Raw genomic sequence first — 24,826 nt, 5'->3', positions numbered from 1 at the left:
GTAGTGTGTGAGTCCTCGCGTTAATCAGTTAGTACGTTTTTTCCTTTGGATATTGTTGACCGTGTTAGTGTTGCTTGCTACTACGGTCACAGTGTTGCGCGTCACTTTGCCTCAGCTTAACCGCATACAGCCCGAAATTGTTGCTTGGATCAACCAAGGAACGGGATTTGATGTATCGATCAGTGACGTTCGAGGTTTTTGGCGCAATACCCATCCTTCCATCTCCTTACAGGGCGTTGTGGTTGGTCTGCCTAAAAATGAACAAAGTAAGTTCGAAGTTGCCAATCTGGAACTTGAGTTTGATTTGGTTCAAACGGTAATACAGCGTCAGCCCGTTATTGCTGATATGTCGATCAACGGTATGATTTTAGATATTCGTACCGTTGATCTGCTTAAGGCGACAAGTAACAAAAGCGAGCTGAAGCCACCTGCTGGCAATGAGCCGGCTAAAAATGCCGAAGATATTATTAATCGACTTGATAATATTTTACTGCGACAACTTGACCGCTTCTCAGTCGTTGAATCGACGATTTTTTATCAAGCCATCTCGGGAGAGCCTCGCGAGCTAGATATTACCAATTTGCAATGGCGAAATGAAAATGCTCGTCACCTTGCACAAGGGACGGTATCCATTGCCGATGCCAATCTAGATTCATTGGAAGTACGTGCGGATTTTATTGATAACGGCAGTTTAAGTGATGTTACTGGTTCGTTTTACGTCACGTTAGATAAAATGTCGGTGTCTCCATGGTTAACCGACGAAACGGCAAAGAAAACCGGGATCACTGGAGGGGATACTAGCCTGCGAGCTTGGTTAACTCTTGATAAGAGCACCGCTAAAGAAGCGTATGTTGAAGTGTTACCTTCCGAGCTGATGTGGGAAAAAGATGGTGTAGAAAACCAGTTAGTTCTTGAGTCGGCTTTGCTACATCTTCACCCGTCTAAAACAGGGTGGCAAATTAACGCCCATGAAATCACCGCCAGAACGAATGACACGCCTTGGCCGGAATTGGATATTGCCCTTGATTGGAACCGCCAAAATCAATGGCAGGTGAATCTGTCTCAATTAGAAATTGACGCTTTAAAACCGCTTGCTTCATTGGCGCCAGATGCGACGGTCACCGAGTGGCTAGATAAGCTGAATCCTGGTGGGCGGATTGAAGACATTCGTATTGCCCAGCAAGGTGGTCCTGATTCACTTCAATACTCTGCAAGTTTTCAGCAAATGTCGCTATCGCAATGGGCACTATTGCCGGGCTTTTCTCATGTGTCAGGCAGTGTGGCGGGTAATCTGAATAAGGCCAAAGCAACAGTGATGGTCATTGATGATAAATTCCCTTACGGCGATGTGTTTCAAGCCCCATTGAATATCAAGCAGGGCTTAGTTGATATTCATTGGGAGAATCATGGCGATAAGGGCTGGTCACTATGGTCTGATAAAGTGACGGCTGCGACCGCCGATATTCAGGTTTTAGGCGCATTTCGACTCGACTTTCCCAAAGATAGTAGCCCATTTCTTTCATTTTATGCTGAGGCGGATCTCTACAATGCTGGTGAGACTTGGCGCTACCTCCCTACACTCGCGCTTGGGCAGAGTTTAACGGACTATTTGTCTGCTGCGATTCAGGCAGGGCGCGTGAATACTGCGAAGCTGCTTTGGTACGGCCAGCTGTCTGATTTTCCGTATAACGACAATAATGGCATGTTCCAAGCTTGGGTCGGCTTGCGTGATGCCAAGTTTAGTTTTGATACTAACTGGCCACCATTAACTAACCTTCAATTGGATTTGTTATTCCAAAATGAAGCGATGCATATTGACTCAAAAGCAGCCACGCTTATGGGCGTAAAAGGTAAACGAATTACGGGTCGCATCCCTGAGCTCCGAGGCGATGGGCACCTAGAAATTGAAGCGAAAGCGGCGGGAAGTGGCAGTGCCGTCCGTGACTATATGATGGCGACACCTTTAGTTGGCTCGGTTGGTGCCGCGTTGACTGCGGTTCAAGTTAGTGGTCAAGTCGACGCGGATTTTCAGTTATACATTCCATTTTCCGAAGATCCAACGCCATCGAGAGCATGGGGTTATGCGGAACTTAAAGACAACCATGTTGAGATAGATGCGCCGCCGATGACACTAGAAAAAGTGTCGGGAAAAATCGCATTTGATAACGACCTAGTGAACGCGAAAGGACTATCCGCAACACTACTAGACCAGCCGATAACGCTTGATTTTGATGGTCAAAATTCAGGTAAAGGCTATGGCGTGAATATCGATGCTATCGGTGACTGGACGATGGCACCGCTGGAGCCTTATGTAGGTGAGCGCTTTGTCAGTGGGCTAAAGGGGCACGCGCCTTGGAGTTTAGATGTCGACCTACAGCTCAATGATGTTGGCTTTACCTATCAATTAGACTTGAATGCCAATTTGGTGACTCTCGCCAGTGAATATCCTTACCCATTAAAGAAAGCATTTGGTGAGGCAGGGAAAGCAAGATTACAGGCTTCTGGTAACCAGCAAGCTATCTCGGCGCGATTACAGCTTCCTTCTGTGAAGTATCAAACTGAAATTGATATCACAAAAGAAACGCCAGTATTGAAAGCGACCAACTTAGTGCTGGGTAAAGGTGGTTTCAAAATTAGTCCTATTGTTGGACATGATTTTCAAGTTCGCTCAGATCGGTTTAGCTTTGATGAGTGGAGCGCTCTCGCTAAGCAGCCACCAAGCACTAAAAAGGCGCTTTTGGATGATTTGAATACCCCAACGATTCCGTTACCGACACGCGTTTACATTGAAGCGAAAGAGTTGACGCTTGCTGGTATTGAGTGGCATGACGTCGACTTTAATGCTCGCCATAAGCAAGGTGGCTGGCAGTTTGAGCTGGATAGCCAAGAAGCGAAAGGGCAGGCTAATTACAGTGATGATAACCAGCTTTACGTTGCGCTAAAACGATTGCACATTTACTTGCCATCACTCAATGAAGCATCAGATAAAGATGAGCCAATCATATTGCAGGAGGACTTGTCTGCACCATTAGTGAGCGAGTTTGACCGTGACTTCTTTAACTCTCTGCCTGACAGTAAGCTTAAGATTGATGATTTTTGGTTCCAAGGCTATAAAGTGGGCAAGGTCGATATGGACGTGTCTCGCCAAGGGAACAAGTTAGTTTGGAATAAGCTCAATCTTAGTAGTGGCAGCAATACCATTAATATAGATGGTGATTGGATGGTGGCTGGCGAGCAAAGTAGAAGCCACGTTAATCTTAGCGTTGAGGGCGAGAATAATAGCGATTTGATGGAGCGGTTTGGGATTACTTCTGGTATCCAACGTGCGCCTTTTGAACTGAACTCTACGTTGTCATGGGACGGAGCGCCTTGGTCAATGCGGGTGGATACGGTAAATGGAGAGATTAAAACCAAGCTAGGCAAAGGGGTGATTTCTGATGTCAGTGGTGCGGCTCGTTTATTAGGGTTATTTAGTTTGGACTCTATCATCCGTAAGATGCAGCTCGACTTTACCGACGTGTTTGATAAAGGGATGGCTTTTAATTCCATTACCGGTAGTGGCAAGATACGCGATGGTATTTTTGTGACTAACGACATTGAAATGGATGCCGTTGCAGGCGAAATGAAAATAAAAGGCTTAGCCGATTTATCAGCTCAAACGGTGGATGCTGAAGTGAACTTCACTCCAGACATGACATCAGGGATCCCTATTATTACCGCGTTTGCCGTGACGCCACAAACAGCATTGGTTGTCTTGGCAGTAACGACAGTCATTTCACCTGTGGTTGAAGTTGTCACTCAGGTGAATTACTCAGTGAAAGGAAAGCTCGACTCACCTGTCGTGAGTGAGATATCGCGAAGTAAGGGGGAATACACACTCCCTGATGATTTAAAAAAGGAGAAAAAGTAATCCATGAGCAAGGAACGCTTCGGTATTATTCAAATGACTTCGGGTCCAGATCCTAAACAGAACTTAGCCTTTATAGACAAGCAGGTTCAGTTTCTTGCCAGCAAAGGGGCAACATGGATTCTCACGCCGGAAAATTCACTGGTGTTTGGTAAAAGAGAAGAGTATCACCACTACGCAGAGCCGCTTGGAAAAGGGGAATTACAGCAGCAGTTAGCGGCTATAGCCAAAGCTAATAACGTGAATCTAATTGTGGGTAGTTTCCCAATTCGACGCTCTGAGACAGAGGTGAGTACCACGACATTAGTGTATGACGGTAACGGGCAGCGATTAAATCACTATGATAAGCTGCACATGTTTGATGTCGATGTTGATGATGGGTTTCAGCGATATAGAGAATCTGAGACATTCAAACCCGGCAACAGCATGGCCATGGTACCAGTGAATTTTGGTGCGATAGGCCTGACAATTTGCTATGACTTGCGCTTTCCTCATCTTTATAGTGCATTACGAGCGCAAGGTGCCACTGTGATTGTCGTGCCAGCCGCATTTACCGCGGTGACCGGGCAAGCGCATTGGGAAGTGTTGCTGCGAGCGCGAGCAATAGAAAATCAATGTTGGATCGTAGCGGCGAATCAGTGTGGTACGCATCCTTGTGGCCGCGAAACCTGGGGTCACTCGATGGTGATTTCTCCATGGGGAGAAATACAAGGTCAACTGGAAGGTCAGGTTGGCACCATCATTGCCGATTTAAATTTTGATGTTGTTAATGAAGTCAGGCAAACCATGCCTGTTGCGAAACATATTCGCTTCGAACAACATCTACACTCATTACCATAATAAGAGTATGAATATGGAACGCATAGAAGATGCGCTACTTGGGCCAACAGGTCTTACAGAGCAAGATATCGAAGCTACACTAGCCAGCATTGCGACTCGCCAGATCGACTATGCGGATATTTACTTTCAGTCTAGCTGGCATGAATCTCTAGTTCTTGAAGATAGTATTATTAAAGATGGCTCGTTCAATATCGACCGTGGTGTTGGTGTGCGTGCCGTTACGGGTGAAAAAACGGGTTTTGCCTATTCTGACCAATTGACCCTCGACGGGTTAAAGCAAAGTGCGATGGCGGCACGTGGTATTGCTCAGCAAGGGAAAAGCGCTTCAGTTAAGGCGTTGACTCGACGCGATAATCAAGTGTATTACGCAGCGGTTAACCCGCTAGAAAGTTGGGAAAAACAACAAAAAACAGAGCTATTAAAAGAGTTGGATGCTTACATCCGTACTAAGGAGCCTCTGGTGAGTGAGGTTTCGGTTAGCTTAAGCGGTGTCTATGAGCAGATGTTGGTTGCGGCAACGGATGGGACACTAGCTGGGGACGTTAGACCTTTGGTTCGTTTATCTATTAGTGTGCTAGCTCAGAAAGGCGATCGTCGAGAGCGCGGCAGTGCTGGTGGTGGTGGTCGTTACGGTTATGACTTTTTTATCTCAGATGAAAATGGCAGACAAGTCGCTTATCACTATGCCGATGAAGCTATCCGTCAGGCGCTAGTTAACCTAGAAGCGATTGATGCTCCAGCTGGCACCATGCCAGTGGTATTGGGATCAGGTTGGCCAGGTGTCTTATTGCATGAAGCGGTGGGTCATGGTTTAGAAGGGGACTTTAACCGCAAAGAGTCATCGGTTTTCTCGGGTAAACTGGGTCAGCAAGTGACCTCTAAGCTTTGCACCATTGTTGATGATGGTACGCTTAAAGATTTGCGTGGTTCACTCAATGTGGATGACGAAGGGGTACACGGTCAGTACAACACCTTAATCGAAAATGGTGTGTTAAAAGGCTACATGCAAGATAAGTTGAATGCACGCTTAATGGGTGTGAATCCAACGGGTAATGCCCGCCGAGAATCTTACGCTCATTTACCTATGCCGCGCATGACGAATACTTACATGTTGCCAGGGCAACATACACCGGAAGAAATCATTTCGACAGTGAAAAAGGGTCTATACGCGCCTAACTTTGGTGGTGGCCAGGTCGATATCACATCGGGTAAGTTCGTTTTCTCTGCCTCTGAGGCATACTTGATTGAGGATGGTAAAATTACCACTCCAGTGAAAGGGGCAACCTTGATTGGCTCTGGCATTGAAGCGATGCAACAGGTGTCGATGGTAGGTAATGATCTAAGCCTAGACCGAGGCGTTGGCGTGTGTGGTAAGGCAGGTCAAAGCGTGCCTGTTGGCGTTGGTCAGCCAAGTCTGAAAATCGATGCGCTTACCGTGGGTGGCACAGACTAAATTTATGTGAAGTCACTATAACGCCGTTGGGTAACTAGTGATAAGATCTTGAAAATCGCGGCTTAATGCCGCGATTTTTATTGAAGTCGGCTTAATAATAGACACTATCCTACAGGACACAGGACACAGGACACAGGACACAGGACACAGGACACAGGACACAGGACCCAGGACCCAGGACCTACAAATTCTCTTCCGCATATTCAGCCAGTCGGCTTCGAACCACACCATTTAAATGTATATTGGCGCTACCTGAAAAGTTTTTGAATCGTTCTACCATGTAGGTAAGCCCTGAAGTGACAGGGGTAAGGTAATGAGAGTCTATTTGCGCAAGGTTACCTGAACAGACAATTTTTGTTCCTTCGCCACAACGAGTGATGATGGTTTTAATTTGCGATGCTGTAAGGTTTTGGCACTCGTCGAGCAACACAAAGGCATTTTGTATCGAGCGCCCTCGCATAAAGTTAATCGATTTAAATTGAATATTGGCTTTGTCGCAAATGTATTTTAATGATCCTTCGGTGCAATGATCATGCTTGTGCAGTGCTTCCAGCGTATCCGTAATCGCTGCCAGCCATGGCATCATTTTTTCTTCTTCGCTACCAGGAAGAAAACCTATCGACTCGCCAATATCTGGCGTGTTACGTGTCACGATGATTTTATCAAACATGCTTCTTTCTATGGTCATTTCAAGCGCAGCTGCCATCGCGAGTAGTGTTTTACCACTCCCTGCCGCGCCAGTTAAAATAACGAGATCGATATCAGGGTCAAGCAAGGCATCCATTGCCATTCCCTGGTAAGTGTTTTTCGGGCGAATCCCCCAAGCTTGGCGAGACAGCAAGCGCTCATGACTGAGGTCTTTTATGGTGATGTCTTCCTCATGAATATCCGCGACCCTACCAGCAAAGTCACTCTCTTCATCAACCAGATATTGATTCACATATGAAGGGGCGATGGCATCTCTATTGATCGTATGGAAGGTGTTGCTGCCAAGTACACTGGTCTCTACGTTTTCAATGCCATCCCAAAAATCGCCCGGTATTTTTTGAAAGCCTTTTGTCAGATATTCCACATCATCAATGAGCTGGTCGGTACGATAGTCTTCGACAAACAATACGCCGGCACCTTTAGCTCTCAGTCTCATATTGATGTCTTTGGTGACTAGGATGATATCGCGCGGTGCACGTTTGTTCTGCAAGTATAGGACGGCGTTCAGGATTCGATTGTCGCCTTCTTTGTCGGCAAATGCTTTGAAGGTTTCTTGCAGCATATAATCAGCCAATATGGAGATAGTGCCAGTTGCTTGCTGCTCGTGGGAGAAGGGAATTCCTTCAGATATTTCATCGGGCGTGGCGTCTTTAAAAAGATTCTCAAGTGCCCGAATAGCGACACGAGCGTCACGAGCAACGTCGCGTTTACTGTCTTTTATTCGGTCGAGTTCTTCTAATACCGTCATTGGAATGACAACATCGTGTTCTTTAAATGAATAAATAGCGAAGGGTTCGTGGAGAAGGATATTGGTATCGAGAACAAAAATTTTACGGTCGGTGTCGCCCATAGAGTCTCCTTGCCGCATTCCGCGGTTGTCCTGGCAAGTTGCTCACAGCTGAGACGAATCAGGTTTTGGATCCTCGCTGGCTCGTCTGTGTACACGGTGAGTCAACTTTGGTTGCTTCAATCAAAACTAATAAGATTGAATGGCTTATCCTTGTATACGTTCACAAGTCCATAATGGTTTAACATCTTTGTAACGTTTACACTTTCAGTATAAGTGAAAATTCTCACCTTACCGTTAACAAATGCCACTATTTTTTTTCAGTTTTATGTCAACGTGACCAAAACAAAAAAAACTGAGGTTTTCCGTGCAATTGGCGTGACCTAAATCACGCCTTCAAGTAAGATGAGCGACCTTTCATCAAGTGGTAGGAATGCGCAATTTTTGTGTCATCATCTACTATTATTTGGGCGGAGTTGTGAGCTCAATAGTGACTCTGAGCTACCGCCAAATAACCGCAAAAGATATCGAAAAGAGTGAGGTATTCGTTCTATGACATTTGCTTTAGGGCAGCGCTGGATTAGCGATACGGAAAGTGATTTAGGTTTGGGTACGGTCGTCGCATTGGATGCGAGAACAGTATCATTGATGTTTGCTGCATCGGAAGAAAACCGTGTTTATGCACGTAGTGATGCACCGGTAACCCGAGTCATTTTTAATGTCGGCGATGTTATAGATAGCCAAGAAGGCTGGTCTTTAGAAGTTGCGGATGTGTCGGAAGACCAAGGCGTTTTGACTTATATTGGTACGCGCCAAGACACGCAAGACACAGATGTGGCCTTGCGTGAGATCTTTTTAAGCAACCATATTCGTTTTAACAAGCCACAAGATAAATTGTTCGCAGGGCAAATTGACCGTATGGACAATTTTGTGTTGCGTTATCGTGCACTGACCAATCAACATCAGCAGCATAAAAGCCCAATGCGTGGTCTTTGTGGTATGCGAGCTGGTTTGATTCCACATCAACTTTTCATTGCTCATGAAGTTGGGCGTCGTCATGCGCCTCGCGTATTGCTAGCTGATGAAGTTGGCCTAGGTAAAACGATTGAAGCGGGTATGATCATTCATCAGCAGGTGTTATCTGGCCGTGCTGAGCGTGTCCTTATTGTGGTCCCAGAAACCCTACAGCATCAATGGTTAGTTGAAATGATGCGCCGTTTTAATCTTCACTTCTCAATCTTTGATGAAGAGCGCTGTATTGAAGCGTACGCCGAGGCGGATAACCCATTTGATACTCAACAGTTTGTGCTGTGTTCATTGGATTTCTTGCGTAAGAGTCGCAAGCGTTTTGAGCAAGCCTTGGAAGGTGAGTGGGATCTATTGGTTGTCGATGAGGCGCACCATTTAGAGTGGAGCCAAGAAAAACCAAGTCGTCAGTATCAAGTTATCGAAGCATTAGCCGAAAAGACACCTGGTGTATTACTGCTTACTGCCACACCAGAGCAACTAGGACGTGAAAGCCACTTTGCTCGTTTACGCTTGTTAGATGCTGACCGTTTCTTTGATTATGACGCGTTTGTAAAAGAAGAAGATCAGTATGCTCCGGTTGCAGATGCGGTTACCGCTCTGTTCTCTGGAGAAAAATTGGCCAATGAAGCCAAGAATCAAATTACAGAATTGCTTTCGGAACAAGACGTAGAGCCTTTGTTTAACGTCTTAGAAAGTGGCGCGGATGATGATGAAAAAAGCACGGCACGTCAGGAACTGATTGATAACCTGATGGACCGACATGGCACGGGACGCGTACTGTTTAGAAATACGCGTGCGGCGATTAAAGGTTTTCCAACGCGTAATGTGAATTTGGTTCCTATGCCTATTCCACAGCAATACACCACTTCAATGCGTGTATCTGGCATGATTGGCGGCAAAATGGCTCCAGAAGCTCGCGCGATGAAGATGCTTTACCCAGAAGAGATCTTCCAAGAGTTTGAAGGTGAAGATTCAAGTTGGTGGCAGTTCGATTCACGTGTGAATTGGTTGATTGAAAAAATCCAAGCAAAACGCAGTGAAAAGATTCTGGTTATCGCATCACGCTCAAGCACGGCCTTGCAGCTTGAACAGGCACTTCGTGAGCGAGAAGGCATTCGCGCGACTGTGTTCCATGAAGGCATGTCAATTCTGGAGCGTGATAAAGCGGCGGCTTACTTTGCTCAGGAAGAGGGTGGTGCTCAGGTACTAATTTGTAGTGAGATTGGTTCTGAAGGTCGTAACTTCCAGTTTGCTAATCAACTGGTTATGTTTGATTTGCCATTTAACCCGGATTTGCTTGAGCAACGTATTGGCCGTTTGGACCGTATTGGACAAAGTCGCGACATTGACGTGCATGTACCGTACCTAGAGGGGACTTCTCAGGCGATCCTGGCGCGTTGGTTTGATGAAGGGTTGAACGCTTTTGCTGAAACCTGCCCAACGGGTCGAATGGTCTATGACCGTTACCAAGAGTCGATTGTAAATATGCTAGCCTCTGGTGATGTGACTGAATTGGACGAGGTTATTGAAGGTTCGCGTCAATATAATCAAGAGCTGAAGCACGACCTAGAGCAGGGGCGTGACCGTTTATTAGAGATGCACTCTAATGGTGGCGAAGCGGCGCAAAAAATAGCGGATGATATTAAAGCGACCGATGGTGATACTAACCTGGTGACTTTCGCGTTAAGCTTATTTGATACTATCGGCTTAAACCAAGATGACAAAGGTGAAAACGCTTTGGTGGTCACGCCATCTGAGCACATGATGGTACCAAGTTATCCTGGTTTGCCCTATGAAGGTGCAACCATTACCTTCGACCGCGATACTGCGCTATCTCGTGAAGATATGAACTTCATTAGTTGGGAGCACCCAATGATTCAAGGCGGTATCGATCTGCTGATGAGTGAAGGCGTTGGTACGTGTGCCGTTTCATTGCTGAAGAATAAGGCGTTGCCTGTCGGAACTATTTTGCTTGAGTTGGTGTACGTGGTGGACGCACAAGCGCCTAAACGTAGTGGTATTAGCCGATTCTTGCCACCAGAGCCGATTCGCTTGATGATCGATGGACGAGGTAATGATTTGTCTGCTCAAGTAGAGTTTGAAGGCTTTAACCGTCAGTTAAGCCCTGTTAATCGTCACTTAGCGAGCAAGCTCGTGACATCGGTTCAAGGTGAAGTCGTACGTTTGATTGAAGCGGGTAATGCGGTCGTGGAGCCTAAGCTTACACAAGCGAAAGAGCAGGCGCACAAGGCCATGTACTCTAGTCTCAATGGTGAACTGGAGCGTCTTCAGGCATTGAAAGCGGTAAACCCAAATATTCGCGATGAAGAGATCGAGGCGATTGATACTCAGATTAAAGCGTTAGATGGTTATATCAATAACGCACAATTGCAGTTGGACTCGCTACGTCTGATTGTTGTGAGCCACAACTAAGCTGGCATGATAATAAAAAATGCAGCGTTTGCTGCATTTTTTGTTTCCGCGCTTTGTATCGGATAAAGGTCCACCACCAAGTGTTACCTTCATCTATATCTATCTCCCTTAATCATCGGTAATGACTATGGCGATGCTAAGCTACACCCCACCCACTGACCCTTGGATTGATATCGTTTATGAAGATGAAGACATCCTGGCGGTAAATAAGCCCTCTGGATTGTTATCAGTGCCAGGGAGAGCCGCTGAGCACTACGATAGTATGTGGAGCCGTCTGCATGCAGAATACCCTGAGATCCAAGTGGTGCATCGGCTTGATATGTCGACATCGGGGTTGATGCTACTGGCAAAAAATAAGCCAGCAGAGTGTGCGATCAAGAAGCAATTTCAATATCGACTGACCCATAAAATCTACTATGCGCGAGTATGGGGCACGCCTGAAATAAAAGAGGGGTTGATTGATGAGCCTCTGATTTGCGATTGGCCGAATAGACCAAGGCAAAAAGTATGTTATCAAGACGGTAAGCCATCACAGACCTACTATCAGGTGGTGGCAGAAGAAGGGAAAACCAGCATCGTGCGCTTGTTTCCGATTACTGGCCGCTCTCATCAGTTACGTGTACATTTGTTGGCAATCGGGCATCCGATTGTGGGGGATGAGTTTTATGCGCATGATGAAGCAAAGCAGTATTCAGACACGTTGGCACTTCATGCTACGGAGCTTTCTTTTTATCATCCAGAAACGTTGGCGCTGAGTTCTATTTTTGTCCCGTGTGAGTTTTATCCGCAAGCGGAAAAAATGGTGATTGAACATTTTGACCCTGCGCCAGTTTTACCGGATTATAAAACTCTACCCAAATGTTAATTTGACCGGATTGAGACTATCGGTCAGTGCTAGTTAAGGATGCTCTATGACCGATACACATCACGATTTATCTAAACAACCGTCCTATGAAAAGTGTTTGAACTCGCCTGAACCTAGTGCACCAACGGTGGTGTTTTTGGACCGAGATACTATCCCGTCTCATATTAAAATAGCGCCTTTATCGTTTGAACATCAGTGGTTGAGTTATCCCGACACCACGCCGTCCCAGATTGCAGAGCGGATTGTGGATGCGGATATTATCGTGACGAATAAAGTGGTACTAAGTGAAGAGGTGTTAGCGCAGGCAAGCAAGTTACAGCACATTGCAGTGACGGCAACGGGCGTTAATAATGTTGATCTTTCTTACTGCCAGTCTCGGGGTATCGCCGTTTCTAATATTCAAGGTTATGCGACTCAATCGGTTCCCGAACACGTGATAGGGCTATTGTTTGCTTTGTTTCGAAACATTAGCGCTTATCATAATGATATTGCTCAAGGTGAGTGGCAGAAACAGGGTAAGTTTTGTTTCTTTACGCACCTGATTCGAGACGTGGCTGGGTCAACCTTGGGTATTATCGGCTCAGGTACACTGGGACAAGCAACGGCCAAGCTGGCGTCCGCGGTAGGGATGAAGGTGGTGTTTGCTGAGCGAAAAGGCGCATCGGAGGTTCGAGCGGGCTATCAGACGTTTGATAGCGTCCTTAAACAGTCTGATGCAGTGTGTTTGTTGTGTCCTTTGACAGAGTCCACCGTAAATCTGATTGATAAGCACGAACTCGAGTTAATGAAGTCAACGGCGGTGCTAATTAATACCGGACGGGGTGGTTTAGTCAATGAACACGCGTTAGTGGATGCGTTGCAACAAGGTGTGATAGCGGGCGCTGGCGTCGATGTGTTTACTCAAGAGCCCGCCCCAGAAGATAACCCTTTGATCGTAAATAAAGACATGCCCACATTGCTATTAACGCCTCATGTGGCATGGGGAAGTGACTCTTCGCTACAAAAGCTCTGCAATATATTGGTTGATAATCTAGAGGCCTTTCAACAAGGCTCAGTATTAAACCGTGTTGTGTAATTTATTTCGTTGCTAGAGTGTTGACGTGAAAGCCTTAGCATAGACAGCGTTGTTTTAGCGTTAAAAAAGGTAGCAGATGCTACCTTTTTTTGTGGCAATAATCTTTGGGTCAGTCGGCTTGTGGTTTGACAACTAAAACGTTAATCGGGGAGTTTTGCACTACTTTACTCGCCACAGAGCCAAGCACCACTTTATCAATTTTTGAGCGTTTATGGCTTGGCATAACGATTAAGTCTGCTCCAAGGCGTTCAGCAAAATCTAATATGGTGGCGTAGGGTTTGCCTTCGGCGACGTGAACTTTAAAGATCACTTCATCATCAATATGCTGATCAGCGAATGCCTTAAGTTGTGCTTTTACATCGCTTTTCATTTTGGCCGCTGCATCTTTAGGAAAGTATGTGGCGACCATCGACATGTGAATGCCTGGTAGCACATTCAGGAGATGGATTTCCGCATTGGAATGTTTGGCGTGCCACACCGCGATCTCTACAGCTTTATCGGAAAAGCCTTTGTCATTTAGATCGACAGGAACAAGGATCTGTTTATACATGTGATTTCTCTTCTTAATTCACGCTAGGTGAGGTCGCTTTGTCCTTACTAAGGCTCCCACTTATAGGGAGCCCTATCTGTCTTACGCGCTTAACGCTTCCCTACGAGCACGACGTTTTTGATTCATAGCCATGGCTAAGAGTATGAGTAGCGCTGGTAGAAACATCCATTCTTTCATTGGTCGTTCCGCATCTTGTATGATGGATTGGATTTCCCAATCAAAATCAAGTCCAGAAGCTTCCGCAGGGCTACCAAACTCAACCATGTCGATAATCATCTTACCGTCATTTTCTGTGAGCATGAGTCCCATAGAGGCGATTCTATCTTCAGCTGTGGTGGCGCTGTCATCAAATGGTAGGCGAACCGTTTTTTCTACGGCTTTGCCATCAAAGGTTTCACCACCTACTCGTAATTCGATGGATTGTCCAACATTTAGCTGTTCAGTGATTTGCGCTATCTCAATCCCAGGTGAAACAACTTTTGCAGGGTAGACCATATCCCACCAAAATCCGGGCCTGAAGAAGGTGAAAGTTAGCACTAATAGTAATACCGTTTCCCACCATTTATTTTTGGTTAACCACCATCCTTGGGTCGCCGCTGAGAAAATGAGCATAGCGATGATGGATGAAATGACGGTGAGTGCTAAGTGCCACCATGAATCAATACCCATTAACAGGAGCTGAGTATTAAAAATGAACATGAATGGCAAAATAGCGGTACGAATATCGTAGGTAAAGCCTTGTATACCCGTACGAATTGGGTCTGACTTAGCGATTGCAGCAGCGGCAAAGGCAGCGAGACCAACCGGAGGGGTATCATCGGCCAAAATACCAAAGTAGAAAACAAATAGATGGACGGCAATAAGAGGAATAATCAGACCATGAGCTGCGCCTAAGGTGACAATCACCGGTGCCATCAGGGTTGATACCACAATATAGTTGGCCGTAGTGGGTAAGCCCATACCGAGAATCAAGCTAATGACCGCAGTAAACAACAACATCAAAATGATGCTGCCACCGGAAATAAACTCAACGAAGTCGGTCATGACAAGACCAATACCCGTTAAGGTAACGACACCAACGACAATACCCGCCGCTGCTGTCGCGACGCCTATACCGATCATGTTGCGAGCACCAGATACCATGCTTTCGGCAAGGTCAACAAATCCTGCTTTTGCCTGTTGTGCAACATCATCCGATTTACTCATTATCGCGATCAGCGGACGTTGAGTTATCAAGATGAAAATCATAAAGACGGTTGCCCAGAATGCGGATAGCCCTGGAGAGAATCGCTCAACAGTGAGACACCATACTAGGACGACAATTGGCAGTAAAAAGTGTAAACCAGACTTGATGGTTGGCCCTGGATCTGGGACTTCGGTTAACTCGGCATCAATCTCCATTACGCCTTCTTTGGCGTAACGGGCAGAGATTCTAAGTAAGCCGATATAAGAAATGAGGAGCGCTACGCCAACAATCGGTGTTGCGGCATCACCAAATACCCCTTTAGTCCAGCCAATCCCATAATAGACGGCGGCACTAATGACGCAAAGTCCTAAAATGGTGCCCGTAAATGATAATAGGCTTTGAACCAGTGTCGGGTTATGGCGGCGAGGTAGTCCTGTCATACCAGCTTTGCAGGCTTCTAAATGCACGATATAAATTAGGGCAATGTAGGAAATGAGCGCGGGAAGTAGTGCCGCCTTGATCACTTCTACATAGGAGATACCCACATACTCAACCATTAGAAATGCCGCAGCACCCATGATTGGTGGAGTCAGTTGCCCATTGGTGGAAGCGGCAACTTCAACAGCACCGGCTTTGGTACCAGGGAAACCCACTCGCTTCATTAATGGGATAGTAAAGGTACCTGTGGTCACCACGTTGGCGATGGATGAACCTGAGACCAGTCCAGATAGGCCAGAGGCAACAACTGCCGCTTTTGCTGGACCGCCACGCATATGCCCTAGTAAAGAGAACGCAACTTTAATGAAGTAAGCACCAGCACCTGCTCGTTCCAGCATCGCACCAAAGAGTACAAACAAGAAAACAAAGGAGGTGGATACACCTAGAGCGACGCCGAACACCCCTTCAGTAGTAAGCCAAAGGTGTGACATGGCTTTGTTTAAACTTGCCCCTTTATGCGCGATGACATCAGGCATATAAGGACCACCAAAGGTGTACAGCAGAAATACTGCCGCAACCACCATGAGCGGAGGCCCTAATGCACGTCGTGTCGCCTCAAGGAGTAAGATCATCCCAGTGACTGCCGCGACAATATCCATGGTCGTAGGCGCACCAGAACGTTCAGCTAGTTGGGTATAAAAGAGAAAGATATAAGCGGCAGAAAAGCTGCCCAATAATGCTAATACCCAATCTATTGCAGGAATTCGGTCTCTTGGGGAGGATTTCATCGCTGGATAAGCGGTGAAAGCTAAGAAAATAGCGAACGTTAAATGTATTGAACGCGCTTCAGTATCATTGAGAACGGCAAAATTAAAAATAAATGGCAGCGGAGAAGCATACCAAAGTTGAAATAGCGACCAACACAAAGGAACAAACCAGAGGATCTTTGCTGGTATTCCTTGTGGGCTTCGTGCTCCAGTATCGGCTTGCGCGACCATTTCTTGCACATCTTGCGACGGTTGTGATGTCTGCGTCATGTACTTTATCCTTTATTATTCATGGTCCAATGTTTCCCAACAACGGATTATCCCTTTTTACTTGTAGCGGTGGTGAGTCGGTGCGCTTAATACCATCCCATCGTTTCTTATGTCGATTGAGATTTAGTGAGCATTACCAACTTGTCTCTGCAAGTCATTTAGGTATAGAACCCTGTTTCGCCCCTAATAGTGTAGTCAATGGATGCGAAGGTGTGGTTGTTGTTGTGTATGTTTGGCTAGAAAGTAGTGGGCTGTGAACGTTGAGCCCAAGTAGCCAAACCAGATAAGAAATCTGGTTTCATTTATTTTGAGTAATATTATTTACGAAAAACAGTAGGGAAGCGATGCTTCCCTACTTGGAGTATTACTTAAGAAGACCGACTTCTTTGTAGTACTTCTCAGCACCTGGATGAAGAGGGATAGAAAGCCCTGCTTTAACCATGTCTTCTTTTTTCAGGTTTGCAAATGCTGGGTGCAAACGCTTGAAGGTATCAAAATTTTCAAAGACAGCTTTTGCAACATTGTAAGCGACTTCGTCAGACACGTCTGATGTTGTCACCATTGTTGCCGCTACACCAAAACTCTTCACGTCTTGATCTGAGCCGCGATACATACCTGCCGGAACAGAGCTGTATGCGTAGTATGGGTTGGCTGAAACGATTTCGTCGACTTCAACACCCGTCGCTGGGATCAGGCGAGCATCACAAGATGTCGTTGCTTCTTTGATTGATCCATTTGGATGACCGACAACGTAAACAAACGCGTCAATTTTGTTGTCACACAGAGCTTGTGAGCGCTCAGAGCCTTTTAACTCAGAGGCCAATTTGAAGTCACTGTTTGTCCAACCCATGGCATCCATTACCACGCCCATAGTTGCACGGTCACCAGAACCAGGGTTACCAATGTTGACTCGCTTACCTTTTAGGTCGCTAACATTTTCAATGCCAGAATCAGCGCGAGCAATGATATTGAAAGGTTCTGTGTGCAGAGAGAACATAGCACGAAGTTTTTTGTAAGGACCTTGGTCTTCAAATTTGCTCGTACCGTTATAGCCATGGTATTGCCAATCCGATTGAACAACACCAAAATCTAGCTCACCAGCACGCATCGTGTTCACGTTGTAAATTGAACCGCCAGTTGACTCAACAGAGCAACGAATATTGTGGTCTTTACGACCTTTATTTACCAACTTACAAATGGCACCGCCAGTAGGGTAATAAACCCCAGTTACTGACCCCGTACCAATAGTGATAAACTCTTGAGCATTAACTGCACCAGCGCCCATGACTGCTGCTGCAATAGCGCCGATTTTGATAAGTTTCTTCAATGCCATGAATTTCCCTTCCTTTATTCATTACTAACCCTGAATAACTATAGTCGTCTTCAGAGGTTTCCTATGCGGAAACGGCATCTTTTTCAATCCGTTTGTTGAAAAAGTAGCGCAATCATACCAAATAATTTGGAAGAAAATTATCATATTGTTAATAAAAATAGGTGATTTATCTGTGCCAGAAGGTTGTAGGGGAGTTGATGTGTGGTGGTATAAATTATTTAAAACAATAAGTTAAGTGTATTTTTGGAATCGGTGTTGGATTATTTAAGATGTGATGTGTATCACGAAACCCTATGTTCCGTGACACATTATTCTGAATGTTACTGTTTGAAATTAGCCCGCGTATTCGAATAAATCGCAGACTGAGTCAAAGAGTTGTTCGGTGGTAATGTTGAGCGTAGGCGTGATAAAAATAGTATCGTCGCCAGCAACAACACCAAGAATCCCTTCTGCTTTACCAAGGGAGTCAAGTAGCCTTGCTATAAGCTGTGCCGCGCCAGGTCCCGTGTGAATGACAACAATCGCGTTGTTATGATCAATATCAAGTACGAGTTCGCGTAGTGAACTAGAAACCGTCGGTACCCCAAGCTCTGCGGGTAAGCAGTAGACCATTTCCATTTTTGCATTTCTTGTTCTCACTGCGCCGAACTTTGTTAGCATGCGTGACACTTTTGATTGGTTGATGTTTTCAAACCCTTCAATTTTTAGTGCATCAACGATCTCGCCTTGTGAGCCAAAGCGTTCTTCTTTTAGCAGTGCTTTAAATGCACGAACGAGATTGTCTTGTTTATCATTATTGCGCATAAACGCCTCTTAAATTGGTCCGACTTGCAGTGATCCGTCTATTGTTGCACAGAACCCGTTTGTTGACCAAATAATCCATAGTTTATGTCGACAGTATCACTATTATTTATAGCTAAATAAAGTGCTATAACTCCATAAAAACCAAGAAAAAAAGAAGGTTATTATTCGAGGGATATCGTGCTAATTTAGTAGCACGTGTTTGGTGAGTTGCGCGACCTCGCAAAGCTGAGGTTAATTGATTGTAATCGATTAGTGAATATTATAGATTTTCTTTAACTGATGAAAAATTACCCTACAAAACTATTAATAAGAGAACCTCTCTCAAGGAGAACGCCCATGAAAGTAGCTGTCATTGGTGCCGCAGGTGGCATCGGTCAAGCTTTAGCCCTTCTATTGAAAAACCGCCTTCCTGCGGGTTCAGATTTAGCTCTTTACGACATTGCACCAGTCACTCCAGGCGTTGCCGCTGACTTAAGTCATATACCCACTCCGGTTTCTATTAAAGGTTATGCTGGTGAAGATCCTACACCTGCTTTAGAAGGTGCGGATGTTGTACTGATTTCAGCTGGTGTGGCTCGTAAGCCTGGAATGGATCGTTCAGATCTGTTTAATGTAAATGCTGGGATCGTCAAGTCTTTGGCGGAGCGTATTGCGGCAGTATGTCCAGAAGCGTGTATCGGGATTATCACGAATCCAGTGAATACAACGGTACCTATTGCAGCAGAAGTGCTGAAAAAAGCCGGCGTTTATAATAAGCGTAAGCTGTTTGGTATTACGACATTGGATGTTATCCGCTCTGAAACGTTTGTTGCTGGCTTAAAAGATAAAGATCCTGGTGATATTCGTGTGCCTGTTATTGGTGGTCACTCTGGTGTGACAATTCTTCCTTTACTATCTCAAGTAGAAGGTGTGGAATTCACCGCTGAAGAAGTAGAAGCGTTGACTAAACGTATTCAAAATGCCGGTACTGAAGTCGTAGAAGCGAAAGCGGGTGGCGGTTCGGCAACTTTGTCTATGGGACAAGCAGCATGTCGATTTGGTCTAGCGCTAGTGAAAGGCCTACAAGGTGAAGAGAATGTCATTGAATGCGCTTACGTTGAAGGCGAAGGTGAACATGCGCCATTCTTTGCACAGCCAGTGAAACTGGGTAAAGACGGCGCGGAAGCAATCCTAAGCTACGGCGAATTGAGCGACTACGAGAAAGCAGCGCTTGATGGCATGCTAGAAACGTTGAATAAAGATATTGAACTTGGTATTGAGTTCGCTAAGTAAACAATCTTGCTGTAGAAAACATGTCTAATAGTAAAACCGATCTTTTATAGATCGGTTTTTTTGATCTATACCCTAGTTATGTCGGGATACGACTAAAAAAAGGAAGGGGTATGGATATCAAAGACGTTAGCCAAGGTATGTGGGTTGAGTCCCAACATGGGGTAGGGCAAGTGCTGGTGGTTGATGAAGTCTCGGGATCGGTGCTCATTGCACCTTCAGGTAGTGAGTTGCAATGGGCACTGTCAATTGATGAGATTGACGAAAACCTACAACTTCATAATGGTTGCGACCAATACTATTAACTGAAATCACGTTACTGGAATAAATAGAGACAAAAGAGAATACAGCATTCTCTTTTGTCTCTATTTATTTTAACTAGCGAAGATACCGGAAATGTTATGCGCTTCGTTTAACGGCCATATAGGCTAATGCGACAAGTGCGTCTTTGTAAACACTCTCAGGAAGCACTGTGAGCTCTGCAATCGCTTTGTCAGCTTCTTTGTAGGCTTGCTCTTCCGTATAGGATAACGAGCCAACACGCTTCATTGTCGCAAGAATCGCGTCGATTTTATCTATGCCGTTTGATTTTTCAATGGCTTCTCTGATCATCGCTGTTTCTTCGGGTTTGCCGTGCTGCATAGCATGAATCAGTGGCAGAGTTGGTTTACCTTCTGCAAGGTCATCACCTACGTTTTTACCCATATCATCACCCGATGAGGTGTAATCCATCACATCGTCGATAAGTTGGAATGCAGTGCCTAAGTACTTACCGTAGTTTTGCAGCGCAGTTTCTACTTCTGGTGAAGCGTCGTTGAGAATAGCTCCAACTTGTGTGGCGGCTTCAAAAAGGCGAGCAGTTTTTGAATAGATGACCTGCATATAGCTGGCTTCAGTGGTGTCAGGATCATTACAGTTGATTAATTGCTGTACTTCACCTTCGGCGATAACGTTCACCGCATCACTCATTAATTCAAGAATTCGTAGCGAGCCCAATCCGGTCATCATTTGGAACGAGCGAGTATAGATGTAATCACCGACCAATACGCTAGCCGCATTACCAAAGGCTGCGTTTGCTGTTGCCTTACCACGGCGCATGTCGGACTCATCAACCACATCATCATGGAGCAGAGTTGCCGTGTGGATAAACTCGATAAAGGCTGCCGCCGTGGTGTGAGCTTTTCCATCATAGCCTAGGGCTTTTGCTGATAATATAGCCAAAAGTGGTCTGATGCGTTTCCCACCACTGTTGACAATGTAGAAGCCCAATTGATTGATAAGGCTGACCTCAGAGTTCAATTGTGCCTGAATCGTTTCGTTCACTTTTACCATGTCACTAGCAGTTAGTGATTGGATAGCTTTAAAATCCATTACGTACCCGGTTGAGCATAGAGCCTATAAGGCTTAGTCGATCATTATAATTTGGTGAATAATACACTAAAAAACGTTGATTAATACATGCTTAAAAGGCATTATTGCCGCACTTTTCTTTGGCGATTAGCTTTTCGCCAAAATTTTTAAAATATGGCTTGTCATAGGTTAATGGTTCGCGTAGAATCTGCGCCCTATTGATGATTAGTTTAGCGCACACCCTCATTGTTCAAATAACAATCAAAAGGCTGTGCGGAAAAAGCGGAGTAAAATATGTACGCTGTTTTCCAATCTGGTGGCAAACAACACCGAGTAAGCGAAGGTCAAACCCTTCGTTTAGAGAAATTAGACGTTGAAACTGGCGCAACTGTAGAATTTGATAAAGTTCTTCTTGTTGCTAACGGCGAAGAGATCCAAGTTGGCGCTCCTCTAGTAGAGGGCGGCAAAGTAGTTGCTGAAGTAGTACAACACGGTCGTGGCGATAAAGTTAAAATCGTTAAGTTCCGTCGTCGTAAGCACTCACGTAAGCAACAAGGTCACCGTCAGTGGTTCACAGAAGTGAAAATCACTGGTATCAACGCTTAATCGATTAGGAGAGTTTAACAATGGCACACAAAAAAGCTGGTGGTTCTACTCGTAACGGCCGCGATTCAGAAAGCAAACGCCTAGGTGTTAAGCGTTTTGGTGGTGAAGCTGTTCTTGCAGGTAACATCATCGTTCGTCAACGTGGTACTAAGTTCCACGCTGGCACAAACGTTGGCATCGGTAAAGACCACACTCTTTTCGCTCTTACTGAAGGTAAAGTGAAATTTGAAGTTAAAGGTCCTAAAAACCGTAAGTTTGTAAGCATCGAAGGTTAATAATTGGCCTAGTGCTCAATTATTAAATTAGCTTTCTAGCTGAATTCAAAAGCCCTGCCGATTCGGCAGGGTTTTTTATTTATAAGCAGTCGATAGAGACGAAGTTCTACTTACTCGAATTCGCATAGGTTAAGTGGGGAATCGTCTCTGTCATCTGCTAAAATGTAGTGATAATTGTTTTAGCCTAGAAGATGGGTTTATTCGTAGTTCGTTGACGTAATATTGAGTCGCGCAGAGTGACACATCGAGTATCTAGGATATACACGCGAAGAAGTAGTCGGAGTAAGAGATGAAGTTCGTAGATGAAGCGGTAGTAAAAGTTCAAGCTGGTGACGGCGGTAGCGGCGTTGTGAGTTTTTGGCGTGAAAAATTTGTGGCTAAAGGTGGCCCTGATGGTGGCGATGGCGGCGATGGTGGCGATATCTACATCGAAGCTGATGAAAACCTTAACACATTGATTGATTACCGTTTTCAGCGTTTTTATGATGCGGAACGTGGTCAAAATGGCCGAGGTGGAAACTGTACAGGTAAACGCGGCAAAGACAAAGTAATGAAAGTGCCGGTAGGTACTCGCGCCGTTGATATTCATACCAATGAGATCGTTGCTGAAGTTGCTGAGCATGGCAAAAAAGTTATGGTAGCAAAGGGCGGTTGGCATGGTCTTGGTAACACTCGTTTCAAATCTTCAGTTAACCGTGCACCACGTCAAAAGACCCTGGGTACTAAAGGTGAATTACGCGAGCTAAGACTAGAGCTTTTGTTGCTGGCTGACGTGGGTATGCTAGGTCTACCTAACGCAGGTAAATCGACGTTTATTCGTGCGGTTTCAGCAGCGAAGCCTAAAGTGGCAGATTACCCATTTACGACGCTAATCCCAAGCTTGGGTATGGTGAGTGTTGTTCCTGAGAAAAGTTTCGTCGTTGCCGATATTCCAGGCCTTATCGAAGGTGCTGCGGATGGCGCAGGTTTAGGTATTCGCTTCTTGAAGCACCTAGAGCGCTGCCGAGTGCTGCTGCATGTCATTGATATCATGCCTATCGATCAGTCTAGCCCAATTGAAAATGCGTTGACTATCATTGATGAGCTTGAGCAGTACAGTGAAAAGCTGGCTGGTAAGCCTCGTTGGTTGGTGTTCAATAAGGTCGATCTAATGTCTGAGGAAGAAGCGGACGAGATCATCCAAGAAGTGATTGATGCATTAGGTTGGGAAGACGATCACTTTAAGATTTCAGCGGTGAACAAGCAAGGTACCAAAGAACTGTGCTATAAGCTGGCTGACTTTATGGAGACATTACCTCGAGCTCAGGAAGAGATTTCTGAAGAAGAGAAAGTTGACTTCATGTGGGATGATTACCACAAAGATGCGATTGCTGGTAAAGACGTTGTGACCGAAGATGGTGATGACTTCGATGATTGGGATGACGAAGAAGATGATGGACACGTCATCTATGTTCGTGACTAATCGCGATTCGCAAGATTGTTAAATAAGGCCGCAATATTATATTGCGGCTTTTTTGTACCTAAATCATTTTTACTCAACCCAATATAAGGCAAACTGACGAACCAAAATTATTGTGTATGCTGGAAGGAACCATGGCATCAAAACAAAGAAACGTATCAAGACTGATCGCTCAAGCTGGTCAAATGCTGTTAGCTCACGGTGCAGAGAGCACATTGGTCGGTCATATCACGCATCGGATAGGCATTGCAGCGGGCATGGATGAAGTTGAAGTCTCTCTGTCAGCAAGCTCTTTAGTTGTGACAACCGTTTACCACGAACATTGTGTGACGACGGCGCGTAGGAGTCCGGATAAAGGGCTGAACATGCGTGTTGTCACGCAAGTTCAGCGAATTTGTATCATGATGGAGAAGGGCATTCTCGATTATGAGTTGGCGCAAAAGAAACTCAATGCCATTAGCCCCGAGCGCTATAATCGCTGGCTGGTCGTGATCATGATTGGTTTGTCGTGCGCGGCATTTAGCCGCCTTGCCGGTGGGGATTGGTCGGTATTTATGATGACATTTTTAGCCTCATCCATAGGTATGATTGTGAGGCAGGAAGTCGGCCATCGTCACTTCAATCCGTTACTTAACTTTACAGTCACAGCTTTTGTGACCACGTTAATATCCGCTCAAGCGGTGATCTACAGTATTGGCGCTCAGCCTCAATTAGTGATGGCTTCTTCGGTATTGATGCTAGTCCCTGGTTTCCCGCTCATCAACTCTGTTGCCGACATGATCAAAGGTTACATCAATATGGGTATTGCTCGTTTTGTCATGGCCAGTTTGTTGACCCTAGCAACCTGTCTAGGGATTGTCGGCGCGATGAGTGTCACTAACGTACTAGGGTGGGTGCAATAATGGTTATACCAGGATTTGATCTTATACTCGCGTTACTCAATGACATGTTTTTTGCTGCCATCCCTGCTGTGGGTTTTGCGTTGGTCTTTAATGTTCCTCAAAATGCATTGGCTTACTGCGCGGTAGGAGGAGCGATAGGACATGGCAGCCGCTTTCTTATGCTGCATTATGGGGTGCCTATTGAATGGGCGACGTTTTTTGCCGCCACGATTGTCGGTTGTATTGGTGTCCATTGGTCGCATAAATTCTTAGCACACCCGAAAGTATTTACCGTTGCGGCACTCATTCCTATGGTACCGGGCGTGTTTGCTTTTAAGGCGATGATTGCAATGGTCGAGATTAACCATCTAGGCTTTACACCAGACTTATTGGCAACCTTAATGGAGAACTTTCTTAAAGCGATGTTTATTATCGCCGGACTTGCTATTGGCTTAGCGATGCCGGGGCTGCTATTCTACCGTCGCCGCTCCGTTGTTTAAGGCTTAAAGTTATTAAGGCTTAGAGCTTTTAAGGCAGGAGA

At 45.5% G+C, this 24,826-nt stretch carries 19 protein-coding genes; 13 read left to right on the top strand and 6 right to left on the bottom strand.

What is annotated here, in order from left to right:
* Nucleotides 1–7 precede the first annotated feature (7 nt).
* From L4D74_RS16160 to tldD, 3 genes are read left to right on the top strand one after another with little or no spacing between them, the layout of a single operon-like run.
* The gene (locus L4D74_RS16160) at nucleotides 8–3,910 is read left to right on the top strand and encodes a YhdP family protein (RefSeq protein ID WP_428753282.1); all 3,903 of its coding nucleotides are present in this window, start codon (nucleotides 8–10) and stop codon (nucleotides 3,908–3,910) included.
* Nucleotides 3,911–3,913: 3 nt separating this feature from the next.
* Nucleotides 3,914–4,747 carry a carbon-nitrogen hydrolase family protein gene (locus L4D74_RS16155; RefSeq protein WP_428753281.1) on the top strand — a complete coding sequence of 278 codons (834 nt, stop codon included), beginning with the start codon at nucleotides 3,914–3,916 and terminating at the stop codon, nucleotides 4,745–4,747.
* A gap of 7 nt (nucleotides 4,748–4,754) precedes the next feature.
* On the top strand, nucleotides 4,755–6,200 hold the full coding sequence (gene tldD / locus L4D74_RS16150) for a metalloprotease TldD (RefSeq protein WP_250617456.1): 1,446 nt from the start codon (nucleotides 4,755–4,757) through the stop codon (nucleotides 6,198–6,200).
* A gap of 181 nt (nucleotides 6,201–6,381) precedes the next feature.
* On the opposite strand, the gene L4D74_RS16145 is transcribed toward tldD, so the two are convergent.
* The gene (locus L4D74_RS16145) at nucleotides 6,382–7,758 is read right to left on the bottom strand and encodes a PhoH family protein (protein WP_428753280.1); all 1,377 of its coding nucleotides are present in this window, start codon (nucleotides 7,756–7,758) and stop codon (nucleotides 6,382–6,384) included.
* A gap of 489 nt (nucleotides 7,759–8,247) precedes the next feature.
* Between L4D74_RS16145 and rapA the strand changes: the two genes are divergently transcribed.
* The 3 genes from rapA to L4D74_RS16130 all read left to right on the top strand — a co-directional run bounded on the left by rapA (nucleotide 8,248) and on the right by L4D74_RS16130 (nucleotide 13,097).
* Entirely contained in the window at nucleotides 8,248–11,157 is a 2,910-nt protein-coding gene (gene rapA / locus L4D74_RS16140) for an RNA polymerase-associated protein RapA (RefSeq protein WP_428753278.1), read from the top strand.
* A 127-nt stretch (nucleotides 11,158–11,284) separates the two neighbouring features.
* Complete coding sequence (locus tag L4D74_RS16135; RefSeq protein ID WP_428753276.1) at nucleotides 11,285–12,022, top strand: RluA family pseudouridine synthase; 738 nt, start codon at nucleotides 11,285–11,287, stop codon at nucleotides 12,020–12,022.
* A 46-nt stretch (nucleotides 12,023–12,068) separates the two neighbouring features.
* A complete protein-coding gene (locus tag L4D74_RS16130; protein WP_428753274.1) occupies nucleotides 12,069–13,097 on the top strand; it encodes a D-2-hydroxyacid dehydrogenase in 1,029 nt (342 codons plus the stop codon).
* Nucleotides 13,098–13,206: 109 nt separating this feature from the next.
* Here the strand turns inward: L4D74_RS16130 and L4D74_RS16125 are convergent, their stop codons facing one another.
* The 4 genes from L4D74_RS16125 to argR form a co-directional block, all read right to left on the bottom strand.
* Nucleotides 13,207–13,647, bottom strand: a complete 441-nt coding sequence (locus tag L4D74_RS16125; protein ID WP_428753273.1) for a universal stress protein — start codon at nucleotides 13,645–13,647, stop codon at nucleotides 13,207–13,209.
* Nucleotides 13,648–13,728: 81 nt separating this feature from the next.
* The gene (locus L4D74_RS16120; RefSeq protein WP_428753271.1) at nucleotides 13,729–16,308 is read right to left on the bottom strand and encodes a TRAP transporter permease; all 2,580 of its coding nucleotides are present in this window, start codon (nucleotides 16,306–16,308) and stop codon (nucleotides 13,729–13,731) included.
* Between the two features lie 364 nt (nucleotides 16,309–16,672).
* Nucleotides 16,673–17,641, bottom strand: coding sequence for a TAXI family TRAP transporter solute-binding subunit (locus tag L4D74_RS16115; protein WP_428753270.1), 969 nt, complete (start codon nucleotides 17,639–17,641; stop codon nucleotides 16,673–16,675).
* Between the two features lie 333 nt (nucleotides 17,642–17,974).
* Nucleotides 17,975–18,445, bottom strand: coding sequence for a transcriptional regulator ArgR (gene argR / locus L4D74_RS16110; RefSeq protein ID WP_265676249.1), 471 nt, complete (start codon nucleotides 18,443–18,445; stop codon nucleotides 17,975–17,977).
* A gap of 336 nt (nucleotides 18,446–18,781) precedes the next feature.
* Here argR and mdh point away from each other — a divergent pair, with 336 nt between their 5' ends.
* Both mdh and L4D74_RS16100 read left to right on the top strand, forming a co-directional pair.
* Entirely contained in the window at nucleotides 18,782–19,717 is a 936-nt protein-coding gene (gene mdh / locus L4D74_RS16105) for a malate dehydrogenase (protein ID WP_428753268.1), read from the top strand.
* A 110-nt stretch (nucleotides 19,718–19,827) separates the two neighbouring features.
* On the top strand, nucleotides 19,828–20,019 hold the full coding sequence (locus tag L4D74_RS16100) for a hypothetical protein (protein WP_428753266.1): 192 nt from the start codon (nucleotides 19,828–19,830) through the stop codon (nucleotides 20,017–20,019).
* A gap of 94 nt (nucleotides 20,020–20,113) precedes the next feature.
* Here the strand turns inward: L4D74_RS16100 and ispB are convergent, their stop codons facing one another.
* Nucleotides 20,114–21,085 (bottom strand): octaprenyl diphosphate synthase, encoded by a 972-nt coding sequence (gene ispB, locus L4D74_RS16095; RefSeq protein WP_428753265.1) that lies wholly within the window; start codon nucleotides 21,083–21,085, stop codon nucleotides 20,114–20,116.
* Between the two features lie 273 nt (nucleotides 21,086–21,358).
* Between ispB and rplU the strand changes: the two genes are divergently transcribed.
* The 5 genes from rplU to L4D74_RS16070 all read left to right on the top strand — a co-directional run bounded on the left by rplU (nucleotide 21,359) and on the right by L4D74_RS16070 (nucleotide 24,785).
* Nucleotides 21,359–21,670 (top strand): 50S ribosomal protein L21, encoded by a 312-nt coding sequence (gene rplU / locus L4D74_RS16090; RefSeq protein WP_005437376.1) that lies wholly within the window; start codon nucleotides 21,359–21,361, stop codon nucleotides 21,668–21,670.
* 20 nt (nucleotides 21,671–21,690) lie between these two features.
* Nucleotides 21,691–21,945: a 50S ribosomal protein L27 gene (gene rpmA, locus L4D74_RS16085; RefSeq protein ID WP_250617468.1), complete on the top strand. Its 255-nt coding sequence runs from the start codon at nucleotides 21,691–21,693 to the stop codon at nucleotides 21,943–21,945.
* A gap of 289 nt (nucleotides 21,946–22,234) precedes the next feature.
* Nucleotides 22,235–23,407: an Obg family GTPase CgtA gene (gene cgtA / locus L4D74_RS16080; RefSeq protein ID WP_250617469.1), complete on the top strand. Its 1,173-nt coding sequence runs from the start codon at nucleotides 22,235–22,237 to the stop codon at nucleotides 23,405–23,407.
* A gap of 131 nt (nucleotides 23,408–23,538) precedes the next feature.
* On the top strand, nucleotides 23,539–24,306 hold the full coding sequence (locus L4D74_RS16075; protein WP_428753262.1) for a threonine/serine exporter family protein: 768 nt from the start codon (nucleotides 23,539–23,541) through the stop codon (nucleotides 24,304–24,306).
* Nucleotides 24,306–24,785, top strand: a complete 480-nt coding sequence (locus tag L4D74_RS16070) for a threonine/serine exporter family protein (RefSeq protein WP_428753260.1) — start codon at nucleotides 24,306–24,308, stop codon at nucleotides 24,783–24,785. Before L4D74_RS16075 ends, L4D74_RS16070 begins: the two co-directional genes overlap by 1 nt.
* Nucleotides 24,786–24,826 lie beyond the last annotated feature (41 nt).

Origin of the sequence: Vibrio cionasavignyae, from assembly GCF_050337155.1 — a bacterium.
Classification (GTDB): domain Bacteria; phylum Pseudomonadota; class Gammaproteobacteria; order Enterobacterales; family Vibrionaceae; genus Vibrio; species Vibrio nomapromontoriensis.
This window is presented reverse-complemented; position numbering and strand designations above follow the sequence as displayed.